The organism is Clostridium puniceum (genome assembly GCF_002006345.1).
In the GTDB taxonomy this organism is placed as follows: Bacteria; Bacillota; Clostridia; order Clostridiales; family Clostridiaceae; genus Clostridium; species Clostridium puniceum.
Window position 1 is genome coordinate 1 of record NZ_LZZM01000174.1, and the last position, 24,295, is coordinate 24,295.

The 24,295-nt window shown below is 27.1% G+C and carries 17 protein-coding genes; 3 read left to right on the forward strand and 14 right to left on the reverse strand.

The window, feature by feature from the left end; translation table 11 throughout:
* Positions 1 to 754: 754 nt before the first annotated feature.
* From CLPUN_RS13625 to rfbA, 14 genes are all read right to left on the reverse strand, one after another.
* Positions 755 to 1,891 (reverse strand): acyltransferase family protein, encoded by a 1,137-nt coding sequence (locus tag CLPUN_RS13625; protein WP_077847811.1) that lies wholly within the window; start codon positions 1,889 to 1,891, stop codon positions 755 to 757.
* 398 nt (positions 1,892 to 2,289) lie between these two features.
* Positions 2,290 to 3,222: a glycosyltransferase family 2 protein gene (locus tag CLPUN_RS13630; RefSeq protein WP_077847812.1), complete on the reverse strand. Its 933-nt coding sequence runs from the start codon at positions 3,220 to 3,222 to the stop codon at positions 2,290 to 2,292.
* A gap of 26 nt (positions 3,223 to 3,248) precedes the next feature.
* Positions 3,249 to 4,316, reverse strand: coding sequence for an acyltransferase family protein (locus CLPUN_RS13635; protein ID WP_158078770.1), 1,068 nt, complete (start codon positions 4,314 to 4,316; stop codon positions 3,249 to 3,251).
* A 22-nt stretch (positions 4,317 to 4,338) separates the two neighbouring features.
* Positions 4,339 to 6,132 (reverse strand): DUF6056 family protein, encoded by a 1,794-nt coding sequence (locus CLPUN_RS13640; protein ID WP_077847814.1) that lies wholly within the window; start codon positions 6,130 to 6,132, stop codon positions 4,339 to 4,341.
* Between the two features lie 90 nt (positions 6,133 to 6,222).
* Positions 6,223 to 7,110: a glycosyltransferase family 2 protein gene (locus CLPUN_RS13645; protein WP_077847815.1), complete on the reverse strand. Its 888-nt coding sequence runs from the start codon at positions 7,108 to 7,110 to the stop codon at positions 6,223 to 6,225.
* Between the two features lie 11 nt (positions 7,111 to 7,121).
* Positions 7,122 to 9,272: a glycosyltransferase WbsX family protein gene (locus tag CLPUN_RS13650; protein WP_077847816.1), complete on the reverse strand. Its 2,151-nt coding sequence runs from the start codon at positions 9,270 to 9,272 to the stop codon at positions 7,122 to 7,124.
* A gap of 21 nt (positions 9,273 to 9,293) precedes the next feature.
* Complete coding sequence (locus CLPUN_RS28105) at positions 9,294 to 11,630, reverse strand: class I SAM-dependent methyltransferase (protein ID WP_198944341.1); 2,337 nt, start codon at positions 11,628 to 11,630, stop codon at positions 9,294 to 9,296.
* Between the two features lie 24 nt (positions 11,631 to 11,654).
* Complete coding sequence (locus CLPUN_RS13660; protein WP_077847817.1) at positions 11,655 to 12,914, reverse strand: ABC transporter ATP-binding protein; 1,260 nt, start codon at positions 12,912 to 12,914, stop codon at positions 11,655 to 11,657.
* A gap of 12 nt (positions 12,915 to 12,926) precedes the next feature.
* On the reverse strand, positions 12,927 to 14,303 hold the full coding sequence (locus CLPUN_RS13665; RefSeq protein WP_077847818.1) for an ABC transporter permease: 1,377 nt from the start codon (positions 14,301 to 14,303) through the stop codon (positions 12,927 to 12,929).
* A 15-nt stretch (positions 14,304 to 14,318) separates the two neighbouring features.
* Positions 14,319 to 15,158: a dTDP-4-dehydrorhamnose reductase gene (gene rfbD, locus CLPUN_RS13670; protein ID WP_077847819.1), complete on the reverse strand. Its 840-nt coding sequence runs from the start codon at positions 15,156 to 15,158 to the stop codon at positions 14,319 to 14,321.
* 11 nt (positions 15,159 to 15,169) lie between these two features.
* Positions 15,170 to 16,111: a glycosyltransferase gene (locus CLPUN_RS13675; protein ID WP_077847846.1), complete on the reverse strand. Its 942-nt coding sequence runs from the start codon at positions 16,109 to 16,111 to the stop codon at positions 15,170 to 15,172.
* Entirely contained in the window at positions 16,098 to 17,117 is a 1,020-nt protein-coding gene (gene rfbB, locus CLPUN_RS13680; RefSeq protein ID WP_077847820.1) for a dTDP-glucose 4,6-dehydratase, read from the reverse strand. Before rfbB ends, CLPUN_RS13675 begins: the two co-directional genes overlap by 14 nt.
* A gap of 58 nt (positions 17,118 to 17,175) precedes the next feature.
* Positions 17,176 to 17,724: a dTDP-4-dehydrorhamnose 3,5-epimerase gene (gene rfbC, locus CLPUN_RS13685; protein ID WP_077847821.1), complete on the reverse strand. Its 549-nt coding sequence runs from the start codon at positions 17,722 to 17,724 to the stop codon at positions 17,176 to 17,178.
* 160 nt (positions 17,725 to 17,884) lie between these two features.
* On the reverse strand, positions 17,885 to 18,766 hold the full coding sequence (rfbA, locus tag CLPUN_RS13690; protein ID WP_077847822.1) for a glucose-1-phosphate thymidylyltransferase RfbA: 882 nt from the start codon (positions 18,764 to 18,766) through the stop codon (positions 17,885 to 17,887).
* A 412-nt stretch (positions 18,767 to 19,178) separates the two neighbouring features.
* Between rfbA and CLPUN_RS13695 the strand changes: the two genes are divergently transcribed.
* The 3 genes from CLPUN_RS13695 to CLPUN_RS13705 all read left to right on the forward strand — a co-directional run bounded on the left by CLPUN_RS13695 (position 19,179) and on the right by CLPUN_RS13705 (position 24,224).
* Positions 19,179 to 20,561 carry an undecaprenyl-phosphate glucose phosphotransferase gene (locus CLPUN_RS13695; protein WP_077847823.1) on the forward strand — a complete coding sequence of 461 codons (1,383 nt, stop codon included), beginning with the start codon at positions 19,179 to 19,181 and terminating at the stop codon, positions 20,559 to 20,561.
* Positions 20,562 to 20,750: 189 nt separating this feature from the next.
* Positions 20,751 to 21,887 (forward strand): glycosyltransferase, encoded by a 1,137-nt coding sequence (locus CLPUN_RS13700; protein WP_077847824.1) that lies wholly within the window; start codon positions 20,751 to 20,753, stop codon positions 21,885 to 21,887.
* 504 nt (positions 21,888 to 22,391) lie between these two features.
* Positions 22,392 to 24,224 (forward strand): O-antigen ligase family protein, encoded by a 1,833-nt coding sequence (locus tag CLPUN_RS13705; protein ID WP_077847825.1) that lies wholly within the window; start codon positions 22,392 to 22,394, stop codon positions 24,222 to 24,224.
* The last annotated feature ends 71 nt before the right edge of the window (positions 24,225 to 24,295 follow it).

Genomic DNA, 24,295 nt, shown 5'->3' on the forward strand with positions numbered 1-24,295 from the left:
TAAATTAAAGGTAATTAAGCGCATTATGTATGGCAGATGTAGTTTTGCTTTGTTAAGAAGCAAAATTCTAAATCTCGAATACCTAAAATTCAACTAACATTGGAAAGAACCACTTTCATATTAACATGTACATTTACAAAAGAAGATCTTATAAATTTAGAGAAAAATAATAATATTCTTAGAGTTACTAAACATCAATAACATATACAGATTAATTTAAAAGACTCTTTATTGAAGGAACATGAGTGGGAAATTTCCTATAGAAATATTCTCTAAAAATAAATTTGATATTAGCATCTTATGGTTAAAAAAATTTAGCAATCAGCTGACAAATGTAACGACTTATATAAGAAAGATGGAATTATAAGCTTAAATGATAGCCGAAAATGCCTTCATCCATTCCAGGTAGTGATGCCATTATACAAGCCTTATTTTTCAGGCTTACCCAAAAAAGTCACTTAGCACAATCAATGTCTCATCGTGAAAACCGTTGCACCCCTCAGAATGCTTTGGTGAACACGTGAAGGGCTGTGTTAAAACAAAAATATGCAAAGCCTTTGAAGAACTCAAAAAGTAAAATATACAAGTATATAATATATTACAATAATTATATTATAGATATAATTGGAATCAAAAAAAGATGACTCCTGTTCACAATGAAGAAATCATCTTTTATGTACCTAACACTCTTTTTTATATTATCCTTAAGACATAGGGGTAAGATTATTCTAACACCACTCATTTTATAATGTCTTTATTCATTCATCCAATAATCAAATTTTTTTAATATATGTTTATATTTTGATTCTAATACCTTATTAATTGTTGCATTAAATATTCTTTGGCGAATTAAATCGATTAAAACACCAAAAATAAGTATTAGAACAACTTCTGAAAAATAAAACATAGGCATGTACCACATTTGATTTAATTCTTGACAGCCAGTCCAATCTTTGAATAAAGTTACTGTTAAGTCACGCAACTTTAGATAATCATATTCATGAAACAAATATATTCCTAATGTAGTGCTTGAAATTAAATTTATAGTTTTAGAATAATTAATTTTAATATTTTTAAACATATTAAAGAGGAACAATGCGTCTAATAACATAATCGCCGAATGCCTTCCAGTATTAGCTACTGTATAATAATAAAACTCCATTCCAATGCTAATGTGAATTTCAGGTGCAATATACATTGAAAAAAATATTATAAAAGTGCATGTAAAAAAGCCTATTTTAGCGTATTTTTCAAACCAATTATTATTTTTTTGAGATAAATAAAATTGCAATATATATATATATACTACATAAGCATAATCTTCTATTACACTATATCCAACTTTTGTCATACCATATATCGGTATTATTATTGTTAGAATAATTATAAATTTATGCAATTTATCCTTTGATAATGACAAAAGAAATATATTAAGAAAAGGAACACTTAAATAAAGAAATAAATATGCAGTTATAAACCAATAAAGGTTCGAAAACAAAGGATTAAGGAATAATCCTATATAAAATTGTTTAATAACTGTATTTACTATATTCTGATCGTGAACATAATAGGCTTGATAAATTATAAAGAATATAAAGAATGGAATAGCATAAAATGCCACTTGCAAAATAAGTTCAAATAATTTTCTACTCTTAAACTTACCATCTTTCAAAAAATATGCACTAACTAAAAAGAAACAATCTACCCCCAGAATCCCCCAAGAACCTGTTGATGTTAATACAAATCTATTTAAAGATAACTTATTGGGAGAACCAATAGCCCCAGTACAATGGTATAATACAATAAGTATTATACAAATAATCCGTAATAATTCAAAATTAGAACTTCGCTGTTTTTTATCTGTTGTAATTAAATTTTCTTCTTTTAGCATTCTTATAATTCCTCCACATTCACTTTCTACCCATATTCCACACTTTTCATTCTAGAAAAGCTAACATAAATATTAATAAATAAATTTATCTAAATTTCTTCTTAATTTGGTTAGTAATTTCAAACCTTAGTAGGACAATGTAAGCTAAATTGATTCATAGCCATCTATACCAATATGATTGAATTTAACAATATTCATTTTATCAGCTAAATCATAATTTTGGTTTAAATAGTTTCCTAAACACCTTAATGTTATCTCTTTCTTTTATATCTCACACATAATTATGCTCACTTAAAATATTAACAAAGGTCATTAACAACCCCAAATTATACATTTGATTAATTCATTGTTAATAATATCTTTATTTTATACATAATATCATCATTCTACCAGTTACTTTAATCTATATTAGTCTCTTTAATGATATATATTGGTCTATTTTTAGTTTCAATATAAGTTTTAGCAAGATATTGTCCCAATATTCCTGTGCAAAATAGTTGAATTCCACCAACAAAAAATATAATACAAACTAGTGATGGCCAACCTGCTACGGGATCACCTGATAAGATTGTCCTTAAAATAATAAAGCATATCATTATTAGAGATATTATGAAAAATAGCATCCCAATAAAAGATGAAATTAATAGTGGCATAGTTGAAAATGCTACAATTCCCTCAATGGAATATATGAACAACTTCCAAAATGACCATTTTGTTTCTCCTGCCACTCTTTCTACATTTTCATAAGCTAACCACTTTGTATTGAACCCTACCCATCCAAATATTCCTTTAGAAAACCTATTATATTCTTTCATCTTCAAAATAGCATCTACCATTCCACGCTTCATAAGTCTAAAGTCTCTTGCACCGTCTACTATATCTGTATTAGAAACTTTATTTATTATCTTATAAAAACATTTTGCAAAAAAAGAACGTATTGGTGGTTCGCCTTTTCTATCTACTCTTCTTGTTGCTATACAATCATACTCTTCATTTATTAAATCATTATACATTTTCTCTAATAATTCAGGAGGATCTTGCAAATCTGCATCCATAACTGCAACATAATTACCTGTTGAATTTTCTAATCCAGCATACAATGCTGATTCCTTTCCAAAATTCCTACTTAATGATATGTATTTTACTCTTTTATCTGCATGAGCATAATCTTTCATTATACCTAATGTTCCATCTGTTGAACCATCATTAACAAATATTAATTCAAACTCTACATTATTCATTTTCTCAGATATCCTGCTTATTTCTTTATAGAAGAATGGTAGAGATTTTTCTTCATAATAGCACGGTACCACTATAGATATCTTTTCCATATTAATTTCTCCTTTAATCTAAAAAATCAGATTCTTTTTAAATACCTTTTGCCCTTCTCCACCCAATAACGTTCTACATATCGTGTTACAAAATGTGCTAATATACAAGTAAATAATACTACAAGTGTGCCTACAACTACATATCTTATATATACATTTGAAATACAACGTGATATAGCTTGTATAACCCCAAATTTACTCAACACTTGAACTACAATCATATGCAACAGATACATAGGATAACTTATGCTTCCTAAAAACCTAGTAATTTTATTTTCTATTATACATGAATATCCATATATAGCTCCACATATAATTAATGAAAATGCTATTAACATGCCAATATCTCTACTAAATAATTTAGTTATTAATATACCTAACATCAACGAAGTTATTAAAAATGGTATTTCTATTATGTTCCATGCTTTACCCTTCTTTATTTTACTTATTAATGGTATTATTCTATATAAAACACCACCCATGAAAAAATATGATAAATATATTAATATATTCATATGTGAATTGGGTATTCCATTCCCTATCAATGAACTATAATTATAAGTTATTATTAAGCTTAAAATTAATGAAACAATTAAATAATATTTGTTTTTTGCAATTAATACAAATAATGGGAATACAAGATAAAATATACACTCTATTCCTACAGCCCATGATGCCCAAACAATTAACTCTTGATTTACTGGTAAAAATCCAAACAAAAGTGTGGCCGACATAATTATACTTGTAATACTATATAAGTGATTTTGAAAAAAATAGCTTATAAGAACCTGAATAATTACTACTAAATAGAAAACTGGTGCAATCTTAAAAAATCTTTTTATATAAAAATTTTTTAAGGAAACTTCACTGCTAAATAAACTTTTCTCATATCCACATAGTAAAGCAAAACCACTCAATAAAAAAAACATTCTTACAGATGAATCGAAATTACTTACTATACTATCTAATACTACGGAACCACCTGCAAATCCACACAATGCCCAAACATGAAAGTATACAATCAAACATGCTGAAATTCCTCTTACTGATTCTAGTCCCGAAATAAAAATTTTATCATTTTTATTATTAGTCACATTATCACTCTTTCTATTATAATTAATTTATTTCAAGTTCCTTCTGAGTATACATAACAAAGTTACCATTACTTGTATTATCCTTAATACATATCCCTATCTTATATTTACCTTTCTCCACTATATTATCTAAATCAGATAAGTCCAATGAAAATCCTGTATCATCATAATATCTATTATTATAATACTCTGAAACATCTTTTCTCTTATTTCTATCAGTTGGAAATTCATATGTCTTGTTATCAGATTTTAATAATATACTAATACCATTGTTCTTAGAATCTTTATCTTGAATTGCTGCCCACCCTATTATTTTTAATTGCTGCTTGTTTTGATTATAATCTACATAATCCATCCCATTCATAATTTCTATGTATTTTGCTTCTAACTGTGCTTCATCTATTAAATACTTATCTTCCATAGAATATAATACTTTTATTCCAAAATATCCCTCCAAGTGCTTTAAATTGGACTGTAGATAGTCTTCTCTGGTATTCAGGATTCTATTATTTATATAATTATAAGGTGAAATTTTAACACTACTTTCATTATTATTTTTAGCCTCTTCAATAATATTATAATTATGTTTTATGAATTTATTATAGTCATTATATGTATTTAAAATTATTATATCTTGTTTTATAGTAAACAATAATAATATACCTATTAATGCATATAAAGTAACTTTTATAAATTTATTATTTTCGTTAAGCAATTGTATACTAAAATAAATAACGCATCCCATCATAAAAAAGTCTATTAAAAAGAATGCTCTTGTTTCAATATACGGAGCACCAATTAACGCGCCTGCTGATAATGAAGATGAAAGTAAAAGCATTATATTTATACATGCTATTTTATGAGTATACATATATTTTTTGAACTTCACTTCTTTTATTTTCTTATAATTTAATGTTATATATAATACAAGAATACTTAAAAGTATAATTACTAAACATGCATTTTCAGTAAAAAATCTATGAATTATATTTAATGCCCTATAAATATAATCTTTAATACTTACATTATCAATTCCAAATATCTTTTTATATGTTTGCATTCTAATTGCAGTAGATGGTGCAAAAATCATTATAAAGAAACCTGCTGTTAGTGATATAAATGAACTCCATATCCACAAGTAAACTTCTTGTTTCTTCTTGATTCTATATATAATAGTACACACGTATATTACTATAAAAGTAATTACCGTATTTTCATTTGTTAATCCTGCAAAAAAACCTAATAAAGTATGTACTACAATAAATACTTTTTTATTTTCAAATATATTTTTATTTTCAATTATCATTCTTAAAGGAATAATAAATACTAATAAAATAAATACAGCCCATAAGTAGTTGCCACTTCCAGCTCTCCAAAAAAATATTTCTCCTAATACTGGTTGAAACAACATAATTAAGCAAAAACTCATTATTATGCTTATAATATCATCTCTTTTAGTTAGCCTTAGCTTTCTTCCAAATGCATATATAGGTATTAACAATACATATAATACACTTATAATTGTATTTCCAATATAGTAATATATTTCATCAATACTGCAAAAAATAATGGTAATTTGTTCCCCAATTCTTATGTTCCAATTGCAAGCTTGCTTGACAATCCTATTTACAATCAAACTTATGTGATCTCCTATTGAAACTGGTTCATAATAATGCGAAAAACTAATTAAAGCAAAATCCTCTCCCATCATAGGAGTATTCATATTCATAATCAAAAAGAATAAAGATATCCCTAGTAGTATTAATATTGATACTATTAATAAATATCTATTTTTATATATACGTTCTCTGCTCATTGCTATCTCCTTCATAATCATAACAAGTTATAAAATTAGAGGAAATAGCAGCTAAATATACTGCAATAATTCCCTCATCTTTAATAACAATTAACTTCCTAACTTTTTCATAATTTTCTTTAGGATTATTTTTAATAGGTTATCGTTGGTCCAATATTTATATAAATATGTATTCTTAATAAACAATTCTACACTATCCTTCGATAGATTTTGATTAGTGACATTCTTTGCCTTAATTTGATTAAAGAAATTACTTAAAACTAAATTTACTTCTTGATCTGCAATATCACCCAATTCCCTAAAACTATTATCATTATGTAATCTATAGTAATATTTAGTTTCTTCTAAGTATAAAGGTTCTTGAATAAGTGCAGCTCTTAAAATAAAATCCCAATCATGAATATATTTATACTTTTCAAAGCCTATTAACCTATTATATAATTCTTTAGTAAATACCATATTCCCTGTTGATATAGCAACATTCTGAATCATTAATGCATGAGATACTTGTCCACATTCGTTAATACGAATTTGTATATCTCTAAAATTCTGCGCTTCTTCCCCTTGTGCAATAATTGATTTTCCATCTATCACCTCAACACTTGAGAATGCAATATTAACATCCTTTTCCTTCATCTTAGGTATAATTGCAGAAAACCTATTGCTTTCATATAGGTCATCTGCATTTATTACAGCAATGTATTTTCCTTTAGCTTGTTGAATTCCCTTATTAATAGTGTAATGTGCACCTTCATTCTGAATATTTTCAATATATTTTATCTGTATAAATCTTTTATTCTCACTATATTGCTTTATAAATTCTTTTATTAAATTCCTACTATTATCTTTTGAAAAATCATCTACTATAATCAACTCTATATTTCTATAATCTTGATTTGCAATTGATTGCAAGCATTCAATTATATATTTTTCATAGTTATATGATGGAACTATTACACTTACTAAATCATCTATCATTATTGGTCCTCCTAATAATTCGAATATAGACTATCTTTAGTTTTTTGTAAATATTCTGTACCATACTTTTCATCTGGCTCTAAATGTGTTCCTTCTGCCCATTCGTTCCAAGCATTTATAAATACATATTGATATTCATCATCATTAAAATTAGTAGTATAATCAATAATTCCTGTTAACCATTTACTATATTCTTCGGGATTAGCATAATTAAATATATTGGAATTAGCTCCTCGTCTTGCTGTATTATCCCAACTTAACATAGTTCCTCTGAAAATTTTATAATTGTCTGGTCTCTTATTTACATATCTTGCTACTACATCTCTATAATCGAAAATGCTACCTCCAAATTCTTTCACTAAATTTGGCATAGTTTTAGATATTTCCCCTGTAATAACACCATGAGGTGGGAACTCTACTGCTGAATCTCCTCCATAAATATTAGGGTCAGTTAATCCAAATGACTGAACTAAAGAAACATGTAATTTATTAATTCCATTTTCCCTACATATTTTTTTCCATTTCTTAATAGTTCCATCCAAATCAGGAAATAATTCCGATCTATAAATAAGTAATAATGGAGCACCATCAATTTTTATGTATCTTTCATCCTTTAATATTGGAATTACATCTTCTATAAAATTAGTATCTGTTTCTTCATTATGTTCTTGTTTTATAAGAATTTCTTTTTCTTGTCCATCCCATCTTCTGCTCCATGTTTCATTGGCCCAACAAATACAGAATGGAAAGTCTAATCCCTTATCTGCTAATAGATTATCCAACGGCTTTTCTAATAGTCTTTTTCCATTAAACCAATAATAATAATAGCAAAATCCATGTATACCATATTCCTTTGCTAATTCTATCTGTTTATATTGTATAGATTTATCCTCTACTAAATTATAATACCCTAACTCACTAGGGACATGAGGTTGATAATGTCCTTCAAAAAGTGACTCTCCCTTTGTTACATTAGTCCACTCTGTAAATCCTTTTCCCCACCATTCATCATTTTCTGGTATAGCATGATATTGTGGTAGATAAAATGCTATAGGTTTTACATTACTTAGCTTATTAGAATTTTTACTTATTCTATAGTGGTATAAAACATTATTAATAGTATGAATATCTGATATATTAATCTTATTTTCTAAATAATCTTCTATTACACTTTGATGTATCACTAAAGCTTTTCTGAATATAACATTTTTATTTCGCTTTTGATTAATAGCATCTTCTTTATATAATGGCGCTATATAGTCTTCTCGTAATATTCTATCTTCATTAAATGTTATTATTTTAGCATTATTATGGTCTAAAGCCTCTTGAACTCGACCAAGAGTTGAACTAGCTAAACAGTCACCTGATGTAAGGATAATATAATATGCATCTCTACTATCTAAATCATTTGATTTAATGAACTTTAATAGATCATCATTTGTACTTAATATTTTTTCGCATTTTATATTAGTGCAGTTCTTCAATAAATCATTATATTCTAGTACTAACTTCTCATTAGTTGGACTGTATACATTAATAATAGTTTTAATTTGTTGATTTTTAATACTTTTTATTGTTTGTAAGTAATAATCCTTTGATATATTATTTGTAGAATTGATAATTAAAATAATATTGTGATTTTCTGAAGGTTCATATTGATAGCTTTCATCTATAAAGAAATATGGCTCTATAATTTCTTGTTCCAGATTACCTGTTCCTACATTATTAAACTTATTAATAATCTTATTATAGGTAAGTCTTATGCCATCGTTTTTTACACTACGAAATACTTTTTCTAAATTCTTATATGAAATTTTACTATTAAAACCTTCTAAGTTTAATTTTTTAATGTCTACTATATGTTCTCCTAATATGTTTTCTTGTTCATCTAAAAACACTACCATGATTTTCTTTATGTTTTTGTGAATTGAATTTATTTCAAGTATCATTCCACTTTCTAGAGCATTATTATTATTCTCAAAATGTCTAAAAACATCATTTCTTCTACTCTTTTGTAATTTATACTCATGTTTTTTTCCTTTACCATCTATAACCTTTATATTAATTGGTTTCTCTGTATGAAATGCCCAACCTTTTAAAATTAAATTAATCTTCCCGTTATTACTTAATAGTTGATTACTTTCAATATTGTATTTAAACATATAATTTAATAACTCCTTATATTAAATTTGATTTCTAATTTTTTTTATTAAAGACATTTCATTATATTTTTGAATTCGTTCAACCTTATCTTTAAGTTCCATTTGAATGTCTTCTATTTTTTTATTGCATTGAATTATTTCTTTTTCTTTTGCCTTTGATTCCTCTAATTTTCCAATTATTTCTTCCTCTTTGCTTTTTATTTCTTCCTCTTTGCTTTTTATTTCTTCCTCTTTGCTTTTTACTTCTTCTTCTTTATCCTCAATAAATTTACATAACTCTACAGCAAATTTTTTAGATATTATTTGTATCTCAAATGTTAATTCTATCTTATTGGTTTCAGGGTTTAAATTTGTCACTATTATTTGAGGATCATCATTAGCAAACAGCAGCGATTTATTATTTAACTGTATTCCATTTGTGTAGTATTCTGCATCAGAATACTTTATATTATCATACCCCACTACATTATCTATCTTTATTAAACTGTAACTATTACAAGGATCAATTCTAACTTGTTTAATATTAGGTTTTATGTGTATGTCTAATACAACTTTATCCCCATCATTAAATAAAGGATAAATTTTATATGAATTTTTTTCACTAAATCCTTCACCATAATCATAAAATATCTGTATCGCATTATTAACAGAGTTAGTCTTCTGATGTTGGATTAATTGTTGTATATCTACATTAGGCTCTGTAGTTTTACCATGTAAATCATTTAATTTTGCTAATCCACCTAGTACATATTCTTCAAAGCACCTTTCCATGCTACCGTATGCTTGCATTTCCTGATCTGTGATACCTAAAAACTTATATAATCCTAAATTCATTAATTCATTTTTTTTATTTGAATTAAATATATATCCACTTATCGCTCTATAAATAATAAAATTAAATGGGATTGGAAAATCAAATGTCCACTCATAATCTATAACATTCCACCTATTACCGATAATTATATTACTAAAAATAAGATCAATATTAGTAATTTCAGTAGCTTTTAAGTAAGAGGGTAATTTTACATCACCAAACACTTTTATAAAATCTTCTGTCAATTCAAAATTCTTTTTCTTTATCCCTAATTCAATAGTATCTACATAATTTTTTATGTCTTCAAATAATTTCTTATAATTTTTTTCAAATAAAATTTGATCTAGTTCTTCTACCAATGTTTTCCCAGGAATGTATTCAAACTTTAAACCTTTTTCTATTATACTACACTTATTAATACATATCTTTGAATCCTTATACGCTTGTGATAATAGATTATAACTTTTATATATCTTGTTAATATGTTCTTGTGATCCAAGTGTAAGTGCTACCTTTTGAACAAATACATTTCCGTCAGAATCTTTGATTATATCTGTTCTAATTTTAAACTTATCAGCTCTTTCATTCGAATATTTAGAATATATAATATTATCGCTTGAATCTTTCCCTTTTTCTAACATAACTAAATATGAATTAGAATATATGTCGAATATGCCTTCCTTTATTATAGAGTCATACGCTTTGCTTTCATCAAATAAAATCATACGCTCAGCATCAAAATTCCGCATGTTATTGCTTAGTTCACCCTTCTTAGGTAGGTAATCATCTGAATAAATGCTATTTGGTAACTTGTAATCTGGATATGGATAGTAGAACTTGTAATTATCAAATCCACTGGACTGTATAATTCCTTCTAGTTCTTTTTTTGAAAAAGTCTTCACACCATGTGTATTAGGATATCCTTCTATACTTTCAAAATATCTCCCTACATGATCTTCTTTGCACCCTGCCCAATATTTTAGACCTAATTTATTCTCTATTGCAATAATAATCTTTCCATTTTCCTTTAAATGCTTGCTAATTATTTTCAGAAAGTTTTCATAAGGTTTTTCACTTGATATATAAGATTCTCCATATTCAAATACCCCTATAAGAGTAATATAATCATATTTTTCTACAATATCTTTTTCTATATATTCAAAATTACCTACTAGAATTTCTATATTATTTTTATTCTTATTTCTATATGCATTAATAAGACTTCGTTTTTTTGATAAATCTATACATGTTACTTTCTTTGCTTTATCTGCCAACGTTCCTGTAATTGCTCCACATCCTGATCCTATTTCGAGTACTGTTTGTTGCTTGTTAATTGGTACCCATTCTATTATATTAGTCCTTAAATGGGATAAATGATACATTATTGGCCAATTATTACGTTCTTCAATAATTTTATTAAATTCTTCTTCTGTATTATTTTGTACAATATCTAAAAGTTCATCTTCAACTTCCCCATCACTATATAAATCTTCACCTGGATAATATCTATAGTCTAAAAGTACATTTCCTATTTTTTCATTCATATATATTCCTCTCTTAATCCTTTTCTATTTTATTCTTACATCAGAATTCATATCATAATACCCCACTGAATTTTTACTTGCTATAACAGTAATATTACATACATCATAAAGCCTATGATATACAGTAAATTCTCCATTCTTAAACCCAGTACAGCCCAATGATAATAGATGTTCTCTACCTTGTAAATTCATTTTTTGTGTAAATGTAACTTCTTTTACTTGCCCTACCTTTGATACTAAAACATTTATTTTTTCTAGCATTGTATTAGTCCCAGTAATATCAGTTCCTTTTAGGTCCTTGATTGTAAAAGCAAAAATAGGATCTTGAATTATTTCATTAAAAATAACTTTCATTTTAATAGTGAATGTTTCACCTTTAACTATATTATTGGTTATTGTTCCATTATTATCAATTACAGCAAAATCTACTATTTCGGCCAACTTACTTCCATACTCTATTTTACTAGGATTAATATTCATTGATTGCTTCCATATTCCATCTTGCAAATTTTGTTTATTTTCATCATCTTTTTTTATAGGATCATCTAGTTGATTTACTAAAACCTTTTTATATATATCAATAACTTCTTTAGTTTCTCCTTCACTTAGCTTACACCCTTTATTTAACAATATAGCTCTATCACAATATTTGCTAATGCTTCCCAAGTCATGACTTACAAATAGAATTGTTTTTCCTTGCTTCTTAAACTCTTCAAACTTTCTATAACATTTAGCCTGAAAAAAAACATCACCCACTGAAAGTGCTTCATCAACAATTAATATTTCTGGTTCGATGTTAATAGCTACTGCAAATGCCAACCTTACAAACATACCACTTGAATAAGTTTTAACGGGTTGATTGATGAATTCTCCTATGTCTGCAAATTCTATAATACTGCTTAATTTTTCATCAATCTCCTCTTTTGTAAAACCCAACATAGTTCCATTTAGATAAATATTTTGCATGCCAGTATATTCTTGATTGAAACCTGCACCTAACTCTAATAAAGCTGATATTCTTCCATTAACTATTACATTTCCTTTACTAGAATTTAATACACCTGTTATAATTTTTAATATTGTTGACTTACCTGAACCATTGGTTCCTATTATTCCTACCGTTTCACCTTTTTTTATTTCAAATGATATATTATTTAATGCATAATGTTCTCTACTATATATTTTTTTTGTTAAGCTTAATGATTCTTTCATTCTATCCGCTGGTTTATCATATAACTTATACATTTTACTTAATTGTTCTACTTTTATAGCTATATTATTCATTCTTTTCTCTCCCTACAGTACATCTGCAAAATGTGGTTTTAATTTCTTAAATATCATTGCTCCAACAATAAATAATCCCAATGTTATTACCCAAAAATATACTGTTTGAAAATATCTTTGGAAGAACCAAATATGATTTATAATTGTATCTCTATATCCTTCTACTACATAATACATTGGATTCAACTTTACTATCCATTGCAACTGTTTAGGCATTATTGTATAACTCCACATTATTGGAGTCATCCACATACCTATTTGTAAAAATATATTTATTATTTGTCCAAGATCCTTTAAAAATATTACTATTGCTGATGTTGCATATGATATCGCAAGCACCATAAAAAATGTACAAAATGAGTAATATATCAGTTGTATTGTATACTGTGATGGATAAAATCCATATATTCCTGCTACAATGAATAAGAAAACTATAAATACTAAATGCACAAATACTGCCGATACTATTTTTACTATTGGCAGTATACTTATTTTAAATACCACCTTTTTTACTAGATAACTATATTCTAACATGCAATTTGTAGCATTAAGTAATGCTTCTTGAAAGAAAAACCATGGAACTAATCCTGTCATGAACCATACTATAAATGGCACATCTTTTATTGGTGATCCAGATTTCAGTCCAAACTCAAATACAAACCAATAAACCAGTATAGTTACTACCGGTTGTATAAACGCCCAAGTTATACCTAAATATGAACCGGCGTATTTAGTTTTAAAATCATTTTTTGATAAGCTCCATATCAACGTCCTATTATTATTTAATTCTTGAATTAATGAAATAACACTTTTTGATTTTTTTAAAACTATTAATAATAGTATATCTACCATTATACAAATTCCTACTTTAAGTATATTATTTATTATATTTTCATATTCAACAAGTTCCATTACTATATTAGAATCCACATTATATATTATATACGGATCTGTACCTGTTGTTTCAATATCAAAAGATGTCTCAACTTTTTTTATTTGCCCAATTTGAAATTGATTATTTTTATCTAAAATTTGATTTACATCTAAATCTATACTTTTCCCTAATTTTGATAATTTAATGTCTGATATATTTATATGTGACTCTTGATTTCCTAAATCAAATCTCAATTCTTTCATATCTTTTGGAATTGTATACTTTAGTGTTTCTTGTTTTTTTACATCTGAATAATTCGCTTTTTGGGATTGTTCTTCTGTCCATGATGCATCATTTCCATAAAATACTTGATATGTATCCTGCTTATCAGATGTTAGTTTATAACTTAAAGTTATATTTCTATATTCCAAATTACAATATTTAAATACTAATATATTTGATATAATCATTAAAAAAAATAATATTACTAATTTAACAAATTTTTTCTTATTCATATTCTTATTATCCTCTTATCTCAACTCTATTAAATATCTATCCAAAGCATTTTTCCAACTAGGTAACAATTCAAATCCACCATCCGAAAGACTCTTCTTAGAAAGCCTAGAATTAAAAGGTCTAACAGCCTTTGTTGGATACTCGCTTGTAGGAATAGGATTTATCTTACAATTTAAATTTGCCTTCTTCATAATTTCTGCTGCAAATTCTGCCCAAGAACAAAAACCTTCATTAGTTGCATGATATACTCCATACTTTTCAGATACAGCCATATCACATAAAAGTGGCGCTAAATCAAAAGTATATGTAGGGCTTCCTATTTGATCACACACAACATTTAAACTTTCCTTTTCTTCACCTAATCTAAGCATTGTATTAATAAAATTATTCCCATTAAGCCCAAATACCCATGAAATTCTAACTATAAAATATTTATCTAAAATTTCTTTTACTTTTAATTCACCTTCAGATTTAGTTTTTCCATATACTGAAAGTGGCTTTATGTTCCCATCAACCTCAAATGGCTTATCTCGGTGCCCATCAAATACATAATCTGTAGATATGTAAATCATCTTAGAATCCGCTTTTTTACAAGCCCTTGCTATATTTTCTGTTCCATATACGTTTACCTTAGTGCAAATTTCCTCTTCATCTTCTGCTTTATCAACTGCTGTATATGCAGCACAATGTATAACACATTCTGGCTTTAACCTTGAAATATACTCATTAACCGCATTTCTATCTGTTACATCTAATTCAGCTTTACCAATTCCTACACATTCAATATTTCTTTTTTTTAATTCTTTTACAACATCAAACCCCAGCTGTCCATTAACTCCAGTAACAAGTATCATCTTTTATCATCTCACTTTAATTTTTTAATTATTCTTTTAAATACACAATTAGGCATATACTTCAATATAACTTCAAAATATGCTTCTTTTTTACTTAAATAACTGTATTTTAAAATTCTAAATATTCTTTTATTTGTTCTAGCCTCATAAAACTTTTCAATACTCTTTAAATTTTCACCTTTTAAGACCTCTTTAAATTCGGCTAACCTCTGCTTTAAAGGCTTTAATCTTATATTATAATAATCTTTTTTAGTATAAATACCTGTTAAAATTCCTGTCTGGTTATTCCCATGTATTCTATATCTTACAAGTTGTTTTTCTACAAAAACTATTTTACCATAAAAACCAGCTATCATAGCAATCCACTGGTCATGAACTGTAACTTTTGAAAATGGAATAGTACTTTTTGCGATTTTATTAGATACCAGCATACTACAACCTGCAATACAGTTACTAAAGAATAATTTATCAAACAATTTTTCTCCATATATGTATTCTAATCTAGGTCTAACTGTTCTTAAACTTTCAGCCGAAGTTTTAGAATCTTTATCTATAACTGACATATCACTGTAAGCAAGTACTGCATTTTCTTTTTGAATCAATTTTATTAAAATTTCTAACTTATCAGCTTCCCAAATATCATCTTGATCACAATATGCAGAAAAATCACCTTCTGCAACCTTGGTAAGCTCTTCAAAGGCTTTATTTGAACCTTTATTTTCAGTCCCTCTTATTAATTTATATGAAAACTTTGTAATATAATTTTTTATAATCTCTTCATTTATAGGACAATCAGGGCAGTCATCATAAACTAATAATTCTATATTTTCATATGTTTGTTCATTCAACGAAATCAGCTGTTCTATAAGCCAAGATTCCTTTGGCTTATAGACAGCTAATAATATAGATACTAATGGTTTATCACCTACTATTAGAGAACTATCTATCTTCATACATGTTCTTATAGTAGTTTTGATATTCACCACTAATTATATTTTCCCACCAAGATTTATTATCTAAATACCACTTAATAGTCTTTTTTATTCCTTCATCAAAGGTTGTTGTAGGAAGCCATCCAAGTTCATTATGAATCTTTGCAGGATCTATAGCATAACGCATATCATGTCCTTTTCTGTCCCCAACATATTTAATAAGTTCTTCTGATTTCCCTAATTCATGAATTATTGTTTTTACAACTTCTAAATTTGTTCTTTCATTATGTCCACCAATATTATAAACTTCACCAACTCTGCCCTTATGAATGATCAAATCAATTGCACTACAATGATCCTCTACATATAACCAGTCACGTACGTTTTCACCTGTTCCATATACAGGCAGCTCTTTATCCTTTAATGCATTTGCTATCATAAGAGGAATTAACTTTTCTGGAAAATGATATGGTCCATAATTATTAGAACATCTTGAAATTGTAACTGGCAATCCGTATGTTCTATAATATGCACCAACTAAAAGATCAGCAGATGCTTTACTTGATGAATATGGACTCGAGGTGTGTATTGGAGTTTCTTCTGTAAAGAAAAGGTCTAGTCTATCAATAGGTAAATCTCCATATACTTCGTCAGTTGATACTTGATGATATCTCTTAATACCATATTTTCTGCAACCATCCATAAGCACAGCCGTACCAATAATATTAGTCTTTAAGAATATTTCTGGATTTTCAATAGAACGATCTACATGACTTTCCGCAGCAAAATTAATTACCATATCTGGATGTTCTTTTTCAAACATATCATATACAGCATCTCTATCTGCTATATCTAGCTTATAAAATGAAAAATTCGGATTATCTTGTACTTCCGCTAAAGTCTCCATATTTCCTGCATATGTTAAAGCATCAACAACTATTATTTTATAATCTTCGTATTTATTAAGCATATAATGAACAAAATTTCCACCAATAAATCCTGCTCCACCTGTTACTACAATTTTCATTTTTCCACACTCCCTTTATTCAATGGACGATTGATAATTGTCACCTGTCAATTGACAATTATCTATAAATATAAGTACAATCACTATCCTTAAGTAATGGTGCCTTTTTATCTTTTTCTGAAAGAATTGGATTTTCTATTCCCCATTCAACACCAATTTCTGGATCATCGAACTTAATGCTTCTATCACTTTCATAATTATAATAATTATCTGTTTTGTAAACAAACTCAACATCATTTGTCAAAGTTACAAAACCATGTCCAAATCCTCTTGGAATAAAAAACTGCTTTTTATTTTCTGCTGAAAGCTCAACAGCTACCCACTGCTTATATGTTGGTGATTCTTTTCTTAAATCAACTGCAACGTCTAACACTGCACCTCTAACACAACGTACTAATTTTGCTTGAGCATGTTCACCGTTTTGAAAATGAATTCCTCTAAGTATCCCTTTTCCCTTTGAATATGATTGATTGTCTTGTATAAAATCACAAGCTATTTCTGGCGTTTTAATTTTAGAATAAGTTTCCATAAACCAGCCTCTTTCATCTCCAAAAACTTGAGGCTCAACAATGTACACACCTTCTAATTTTGTTTTTGTTAGTTTCATATATACTCTCCTTTTTCAAGTGATCATCCAAATAGATATTTGACAATTAAATATGAAATATCTATAGGAATTTCTTAAAATCTCTTCTATCAAGAAAAACTTTTATATTTTCTCACTTAATTATCTCTGCCAATTATTAAATTCTCCTATCAATTGTCAATTAATAAATAACTTTTCCTTCAGCAACATTTTTTAAATGCTGTCCATAAGGACTTTTCCCATATTGCTCTGCACTTTCCAGTAGTGTTTCTTTATCAATCCAGCCATTTTTGTAAGAGATCTCTTCTAAACACGCAATTTTAAGCCCTTGCCTAGTTTCAATAACTTTTACATATTCAGCCGCTTCTGTTAAACTATCAACTGTTCCTGTATCAAGCCAGCCATATCCACGACCAAGGGTTATCACATCTAACTTTTCATTTTCAAGATAAACCTTATTTAAATCAGTAATTTCTAGTTCTCCCCTTGGCGATGGTTTTAGTTTCTTTGCGTATTCACATACCTTATTATCATAAAAATAAAGTCCTGTAACTGCATAATTAGATTTTGGCTTTACTGGCTTTTCTTCTAAGGATATAGCTTTTCCATTTTCATCAAACTCTACTACTCCAAAACGCTCTGGATCATCTACATAATAACCAAAAACTGTTGCGCGTCCTTTATTTTCTACAGCTTTTTTCAAATGTTTTGTAAGTCCATTTCCATGGAATATGTTATCTCCAAGTATCATAGCACAATTATCATTACCAATGAACTCTTCTCCTAATATAAAAGCTTGTGCAAGTCCATCTGGAGATGGCTGCTCCTTATAAGATAAATTTATACCATATCTAGAACCATCACCTAATAACTTTTTAAAATTAGGTAAATCCTGTGGTGTTGAGATTATTAATATATCTCTAATTCCTGCTAACATCAACGTTGATAATGGATAATAAATCATGGGTTTATCATATACTGGCAAAAGCTGCTTTGAAGTTACCATAGTTAAAGGATAAAGTCTTGTTCCACTTCCGCCTGCTAGTATTATTCCCTTCGTCAAAAATATCACTTCTTTCTAGTATATTTAAAATTTACAAATCATTACTTACAATGTTTATACTTTTATAATCCAACACTAAAATAATACATAGATAAATATAAAATTAACTTTAAATACTTATATGCATTATTTAATACATTATTTTTGCATTCTACCTATAATTTTACCATATTCTAAAAAATAAATAAATGAATTTCATAATATTTGTCTATGGCAGTTATTTCAGCTACAGGAAAATAGCTATTAAATTTGTTATATTAAATCACAATGTTATTCACTTATAAATATCCAAATCAAGTCAATGAAAATCACATAACTATAACTTCAATTTATTGCAAAATTCCTTCTAAAATGATATTATACAGCTAGTTAAGTTAGAAATATTTAATCTCATAATGGGAGGCTTATATTAATGATAAAAGAAAATCAAACTTTGCTAAATAAATTTAATGCTGTTTCAGATATTATAATCTTATTTTTATCAATGATTTTTGCATATATAATTCGTTTTCATATATTTTCAGCAGATACCGATTATATTAAAATAACTACCTATATTAAATTTTCAGTTATTATAGTTCCTATAAATCTTATTATCTTTAACTTTTTTAATCTTTATCATTCTTTTAGAACTACCACCTTCATTAAAGAGTGTACTCAAATTATTAAAGCAAACACTATACTTACAGCAGTTTTACTTTCTTTATTATTTATTTTTAGACTTGTTGATATCTCCAGATGGGTTCTTATTATTTTTTATTTTGTAAACATTACTTTAATTATAACTAAGCGATTTATTTTAAGAAAAACTTTATCAAAATATCGTTCTAAAGGTTTAAATTTAAAGCATGTAATAATTGTTGGTGGTGGCGAGGTTGCAAATGAATATTTAGAAGTCATTAAAGGTAATAGACATTATGGTTACAATTATTCTGGATATGTTGCAAATAATTCAAATTTTAAAGGTGAAAAGCTTGGTAATTATGATGATTTATATGAGGTTTTAAATAAAAATAAACCTGATGAAGTGGTTTGCGCCCTTGACGTATCTGATGCAAAATTTATAGAAAATATAGTTTCAGATTGTGAAAAGACTGGTACTAAGATTTCTATAATTCCATTTTGTTATAAATACATTCCAAGTCAGCCTTATATTGATCAAATTGGAAATATTCCTATTATTAATGTTAGAAGAATTCCTTTAGATAATTTAGGCAATGCATTTACCAAAAGAGCTATAGATATATTAGGTTCTCTTATTTTAATTATCTGTACAAGCCCTATAATGGTCGTTACTGCCATAATTATCAAATGCACTTCAAAAGGTCCTGTTATCTTTAAACAAAACCGTGTAGGTTTAAATAAGACTATATTTACTATGTATAAATTTAGATCCATGAAAATTAACACTAAAGAAGAAACTGGTTGGAGCACCAATGTTGATCCTAGAAAAACTAAATTTGGTTCTTTTATTCGTAAATTTTCTATAGATGAATTACCTCAATTTTTTAATGTATTAAAAGGTGATATGAGTTTAATAGGCCCTAGACCAGAGCTTCCTCACTTTGTTGATAATTTCAAAGATGAAATCCCTCTTTATATGGTAAAACATCAAATAAAACCAGGAATAACTGGGCTAGCCCAGGTTAATGGTTATAGAGGTGACACTTCAATTAAAAAGAGAATTGAATTTGATATATATTATATTGAAAATTGGAGTTTACTAATGGATATAAGTATATTGTTTAAAACAGTTTTTAAAGGTCTTAAAAACAATGAACAACTTATTAAGTAATATTATAATACTTAATCCTATTCAAATATATAAACTCTGATTAATTCATTCTGTTAAAAACATATATAAATTTTTAATTTTATAGTTCAAATAAAAATAGACTATCAGAGTATAGAAGTGAAAACTTATATTAATATATATATTAAATCTGTTTATTTTTTAATCATTTTCTTACTGGAGGATAATAATATGAAGAAAATACTTTTTTCAGCTTCAACCTTATCACATATAGAAAATTTTCATATTCCTTACCTAGAACAATTTAAGAAACAAGGATACATTATACATATTATGGGTAAACCTAATAATAAATCTGCCATTCCATATGTTGATAAGATCATCCCTATTTCCTTTGAAAAAAATATGTTTTCAATTAAAAATATTATTATTTCATTTAGAATTTCTAAAGTAATAAAAGCTGAAAACTACGATATTATAAACCTTCATACAGCACTTGCAGCTTTTTTTACAAGGCTTGGAATAATATTATCGTTCAAAAAGCCTAAATTAGTTATTAATACTGTTCATGGTTATTTATTTGATAGGAAGAGTTCTTTTTTAAAGAAAACAATTATGCTCTTAGCTGAAAAATTCACCAAGTGCGTTACTAACACTATAATTGTAATGAATTCTGAGGATTATGACATTGCCGCAAAACACAAATTTTATAAAGACAATCTATATAAAATAGATGGAATGGGCATAGATTTATCCTCCTTCCAACCAACATCACTTGAAGATAAAATTGCACTTAGAAAAGAACATTCTTTTAAAGATGATGATTTTCTGCTAGTTTATGTGGCTGAATTTTCTAAACGTAAAAACCAAAGATTTTTAATATCTTCAGTTAAAAGACTAATATCAGATGGTTTTACAAATATAAAACTAGTTTTACTTGGTGATGGGGCATTGCTAGAGGAATTAAAAAACTACGTTAAGGAGTTAGGTATTAGCAATAACGTAGTTTTTACTGGTTATACAAAAGATACTTGTACATACTATCAATTATCTGATATATGCGTCTCCTCAAGCCGAAGTGAAGGCTTACCCTTTAATATTATGGAAGCTATGAGTGTTGGATTACCTATAGTTGCATCTAATGTGAAAGGTCACTCTGATTTAGTTGTCCCTAATGAAAATGGATTTTTATTTCAATATAATGATATTGATGAATTTTGCTGTTATATTAAAACCATATATGAAGATAAAAATTTATTAAGTAAAATGAATATTAAAAGCCAACAACTGGCAAAGTGTTACTCATTAGACACCGTTTTACCAAATACAGTTGATATTATTTGTAACGAATATAAATCTCATTTATAATAAGCATGTTTATATTTTAAATGTTCACTGTATATTTTAGAAATACAGTGAACATTTGAAATTTAGCCAAATATTATATCCTACAAGCCATCTCTTAAAACATATAAATCAACTTTTATTACTCCTAAAATATCTTTCATATGCATATTAAATAAATATATTTTACTTAATATGTTGAAATCTGAAATTTTCCTTAGTATTAATGTTAATCTACTAATAGTAATATCCTAATTTATTGCAATAGCTTACTTACAATGCTATAATATTAAATATTTGTATACTAATCTGATTAATTTACAAGAAGCTATAAAATAAAACAATTTTAACCTATGAATATTTTATAAATATTCATTTTGCAACCTAGTTTTACAAAAGCATTATAACTTTTTGTAAGTTAATCACAAATTGGTGATATTCAATAAATAGCAAGTCTACAAACTTATATAATAGGCTTATTATTTTTAATATTTTGTACAAAAATAATAATTAGGATGTGTAAAAGAATTGGAAAGTATTAAAAATACTCAAAACAAAAAAAACATTAATTTTTTCTTTCCCGTTGCATTTATTTTGGCAATCGTACCTTTAATTGTTCGTATGACACCATTAACACCTGACCAAGATACTCTTAATCTATTTGGAGCAAATTCTAAAAGTGATTTGTTTTCTCAAAGGAAAGCTTTTCTGTTACTAATTTTTTGTGTTATTTTGCTTGGTATCAGTGTAGTATTCTTCAAAAGAATATTTGAAAAAAGAGACAAGGTTATTAATTCAATTTTAATTGCAGCTAGTATATTCTTAATTTTTACTTTTCTTTCTACAGTGTTTTCTTCATATAGAGAAGTAGCTATTTGGGGAATGTTTGATAGAGCAGAAGGACTTATTACAATTATTTGTTATTTGATTTTGCTCATATACTCAATTTATGCTTTCAAAACTACAAATGATTATAAATATGTAATTACTCCCATTCTCATTTTAGTTGCTATTAATGCTTTTTTAGGAATTTTCCAATATGCTGGTCAAGATTTAATTAAAACTAATTTAGGTACTAAAATTGTTATTCCTAGTGAATATCAAACTCCTAATTCGAAAATGAATTTACTTTATGAAGCAGGAAAATTATATGGTACTCTATTCCATTACAACTATGTTGGCAGCTTTGTAGCTATTACTTTACCTATATTATTTTGTTTAACAATATTTGAAGATGAAGATATTATGCATAAATTATCTTTAGGAATTGGCACTTTACTTTCTGTATGGTTATTATTCGGAAGTACTTCCCGTGCTGGTATTATTGGTATTTTTGCTGCAACTGTTTTAGGAGTTGTTATATTTTGGAAATTAATTATTCAAAAATGGAAACCACTTTTAATATTTTTCGTTTCTATATTAGTCATAGCTACGGGTCTTAACTTTGCAACTAAAGGTTCTATTTTCGAGAGAATACCAACTTTAGCAAGTGATATATTAAGTGTTTTTAAAGATACTAGTGATTTTGATTATAAAGAACATACTCCAGTTAAGGATATAGTATATACCGATAAAGATGCACAAGTTATATTACAAAATGATACTTTAAAAATGTCTTATGAAAACAATCAATTTATATTTAAAAATTCAAAAGATGAAATTGTACCTTACGTAAAAACTGATAAAGTATATACCACCACTAATGAAAACTTTAAAAACATTACTCTTACCATTGCTAAAATGACTAATAAATCAACTAGAGCAGATGGTATTATTTTAAATATCAACAATCAGCCTACGTTTACCTTTGCTTTAAAAGATAATAACAGCATACATATGTTTAATATAAATATTAATAAAGATGTTGATATAGAATATCCCGAAACTTTTGGTTTCAATGGTAAGGAAAAGCTCGGTTCTGCTAGAGGATATATTTGGTCAAGATCAATTCCTATGATTAAGAATAATCTAATCTTAGGCGGCGGACCTGATACTTTTGCTTTTAGATTCCCTCAAAATGATCTTATAGGCAAATATTATGCATATGATGTCCCTAATATGGTGGTAGATAAACCACATAATCTTTATCTGCAAATTGCCTTAAATAATGGTTTTATTGCATTGTTGGCATTTTTAGCTATTATGATTATTTATATTGCTGATAGTGTTAAATTATACGCTTTCAAAAAATATTATGAGAAACCTCAAGTATTTGGTTCTGTAACCTGTCTTGGTGTTGTAGGATATTTATTTGCTGGACTTTTCAACGATTCAGTTGTCAGTGTGGCTCCCGTATTTTGGATAGTCTTAGGCATTGGAATTGCACTTAACTATATGAATAGAAAATCTTTAAAAGCATAAATATTTCACTCTGTAACTTTTACCGAATTAGTCTATAAACAGGAATCTAATACAAGTTTTAATTAATAAAT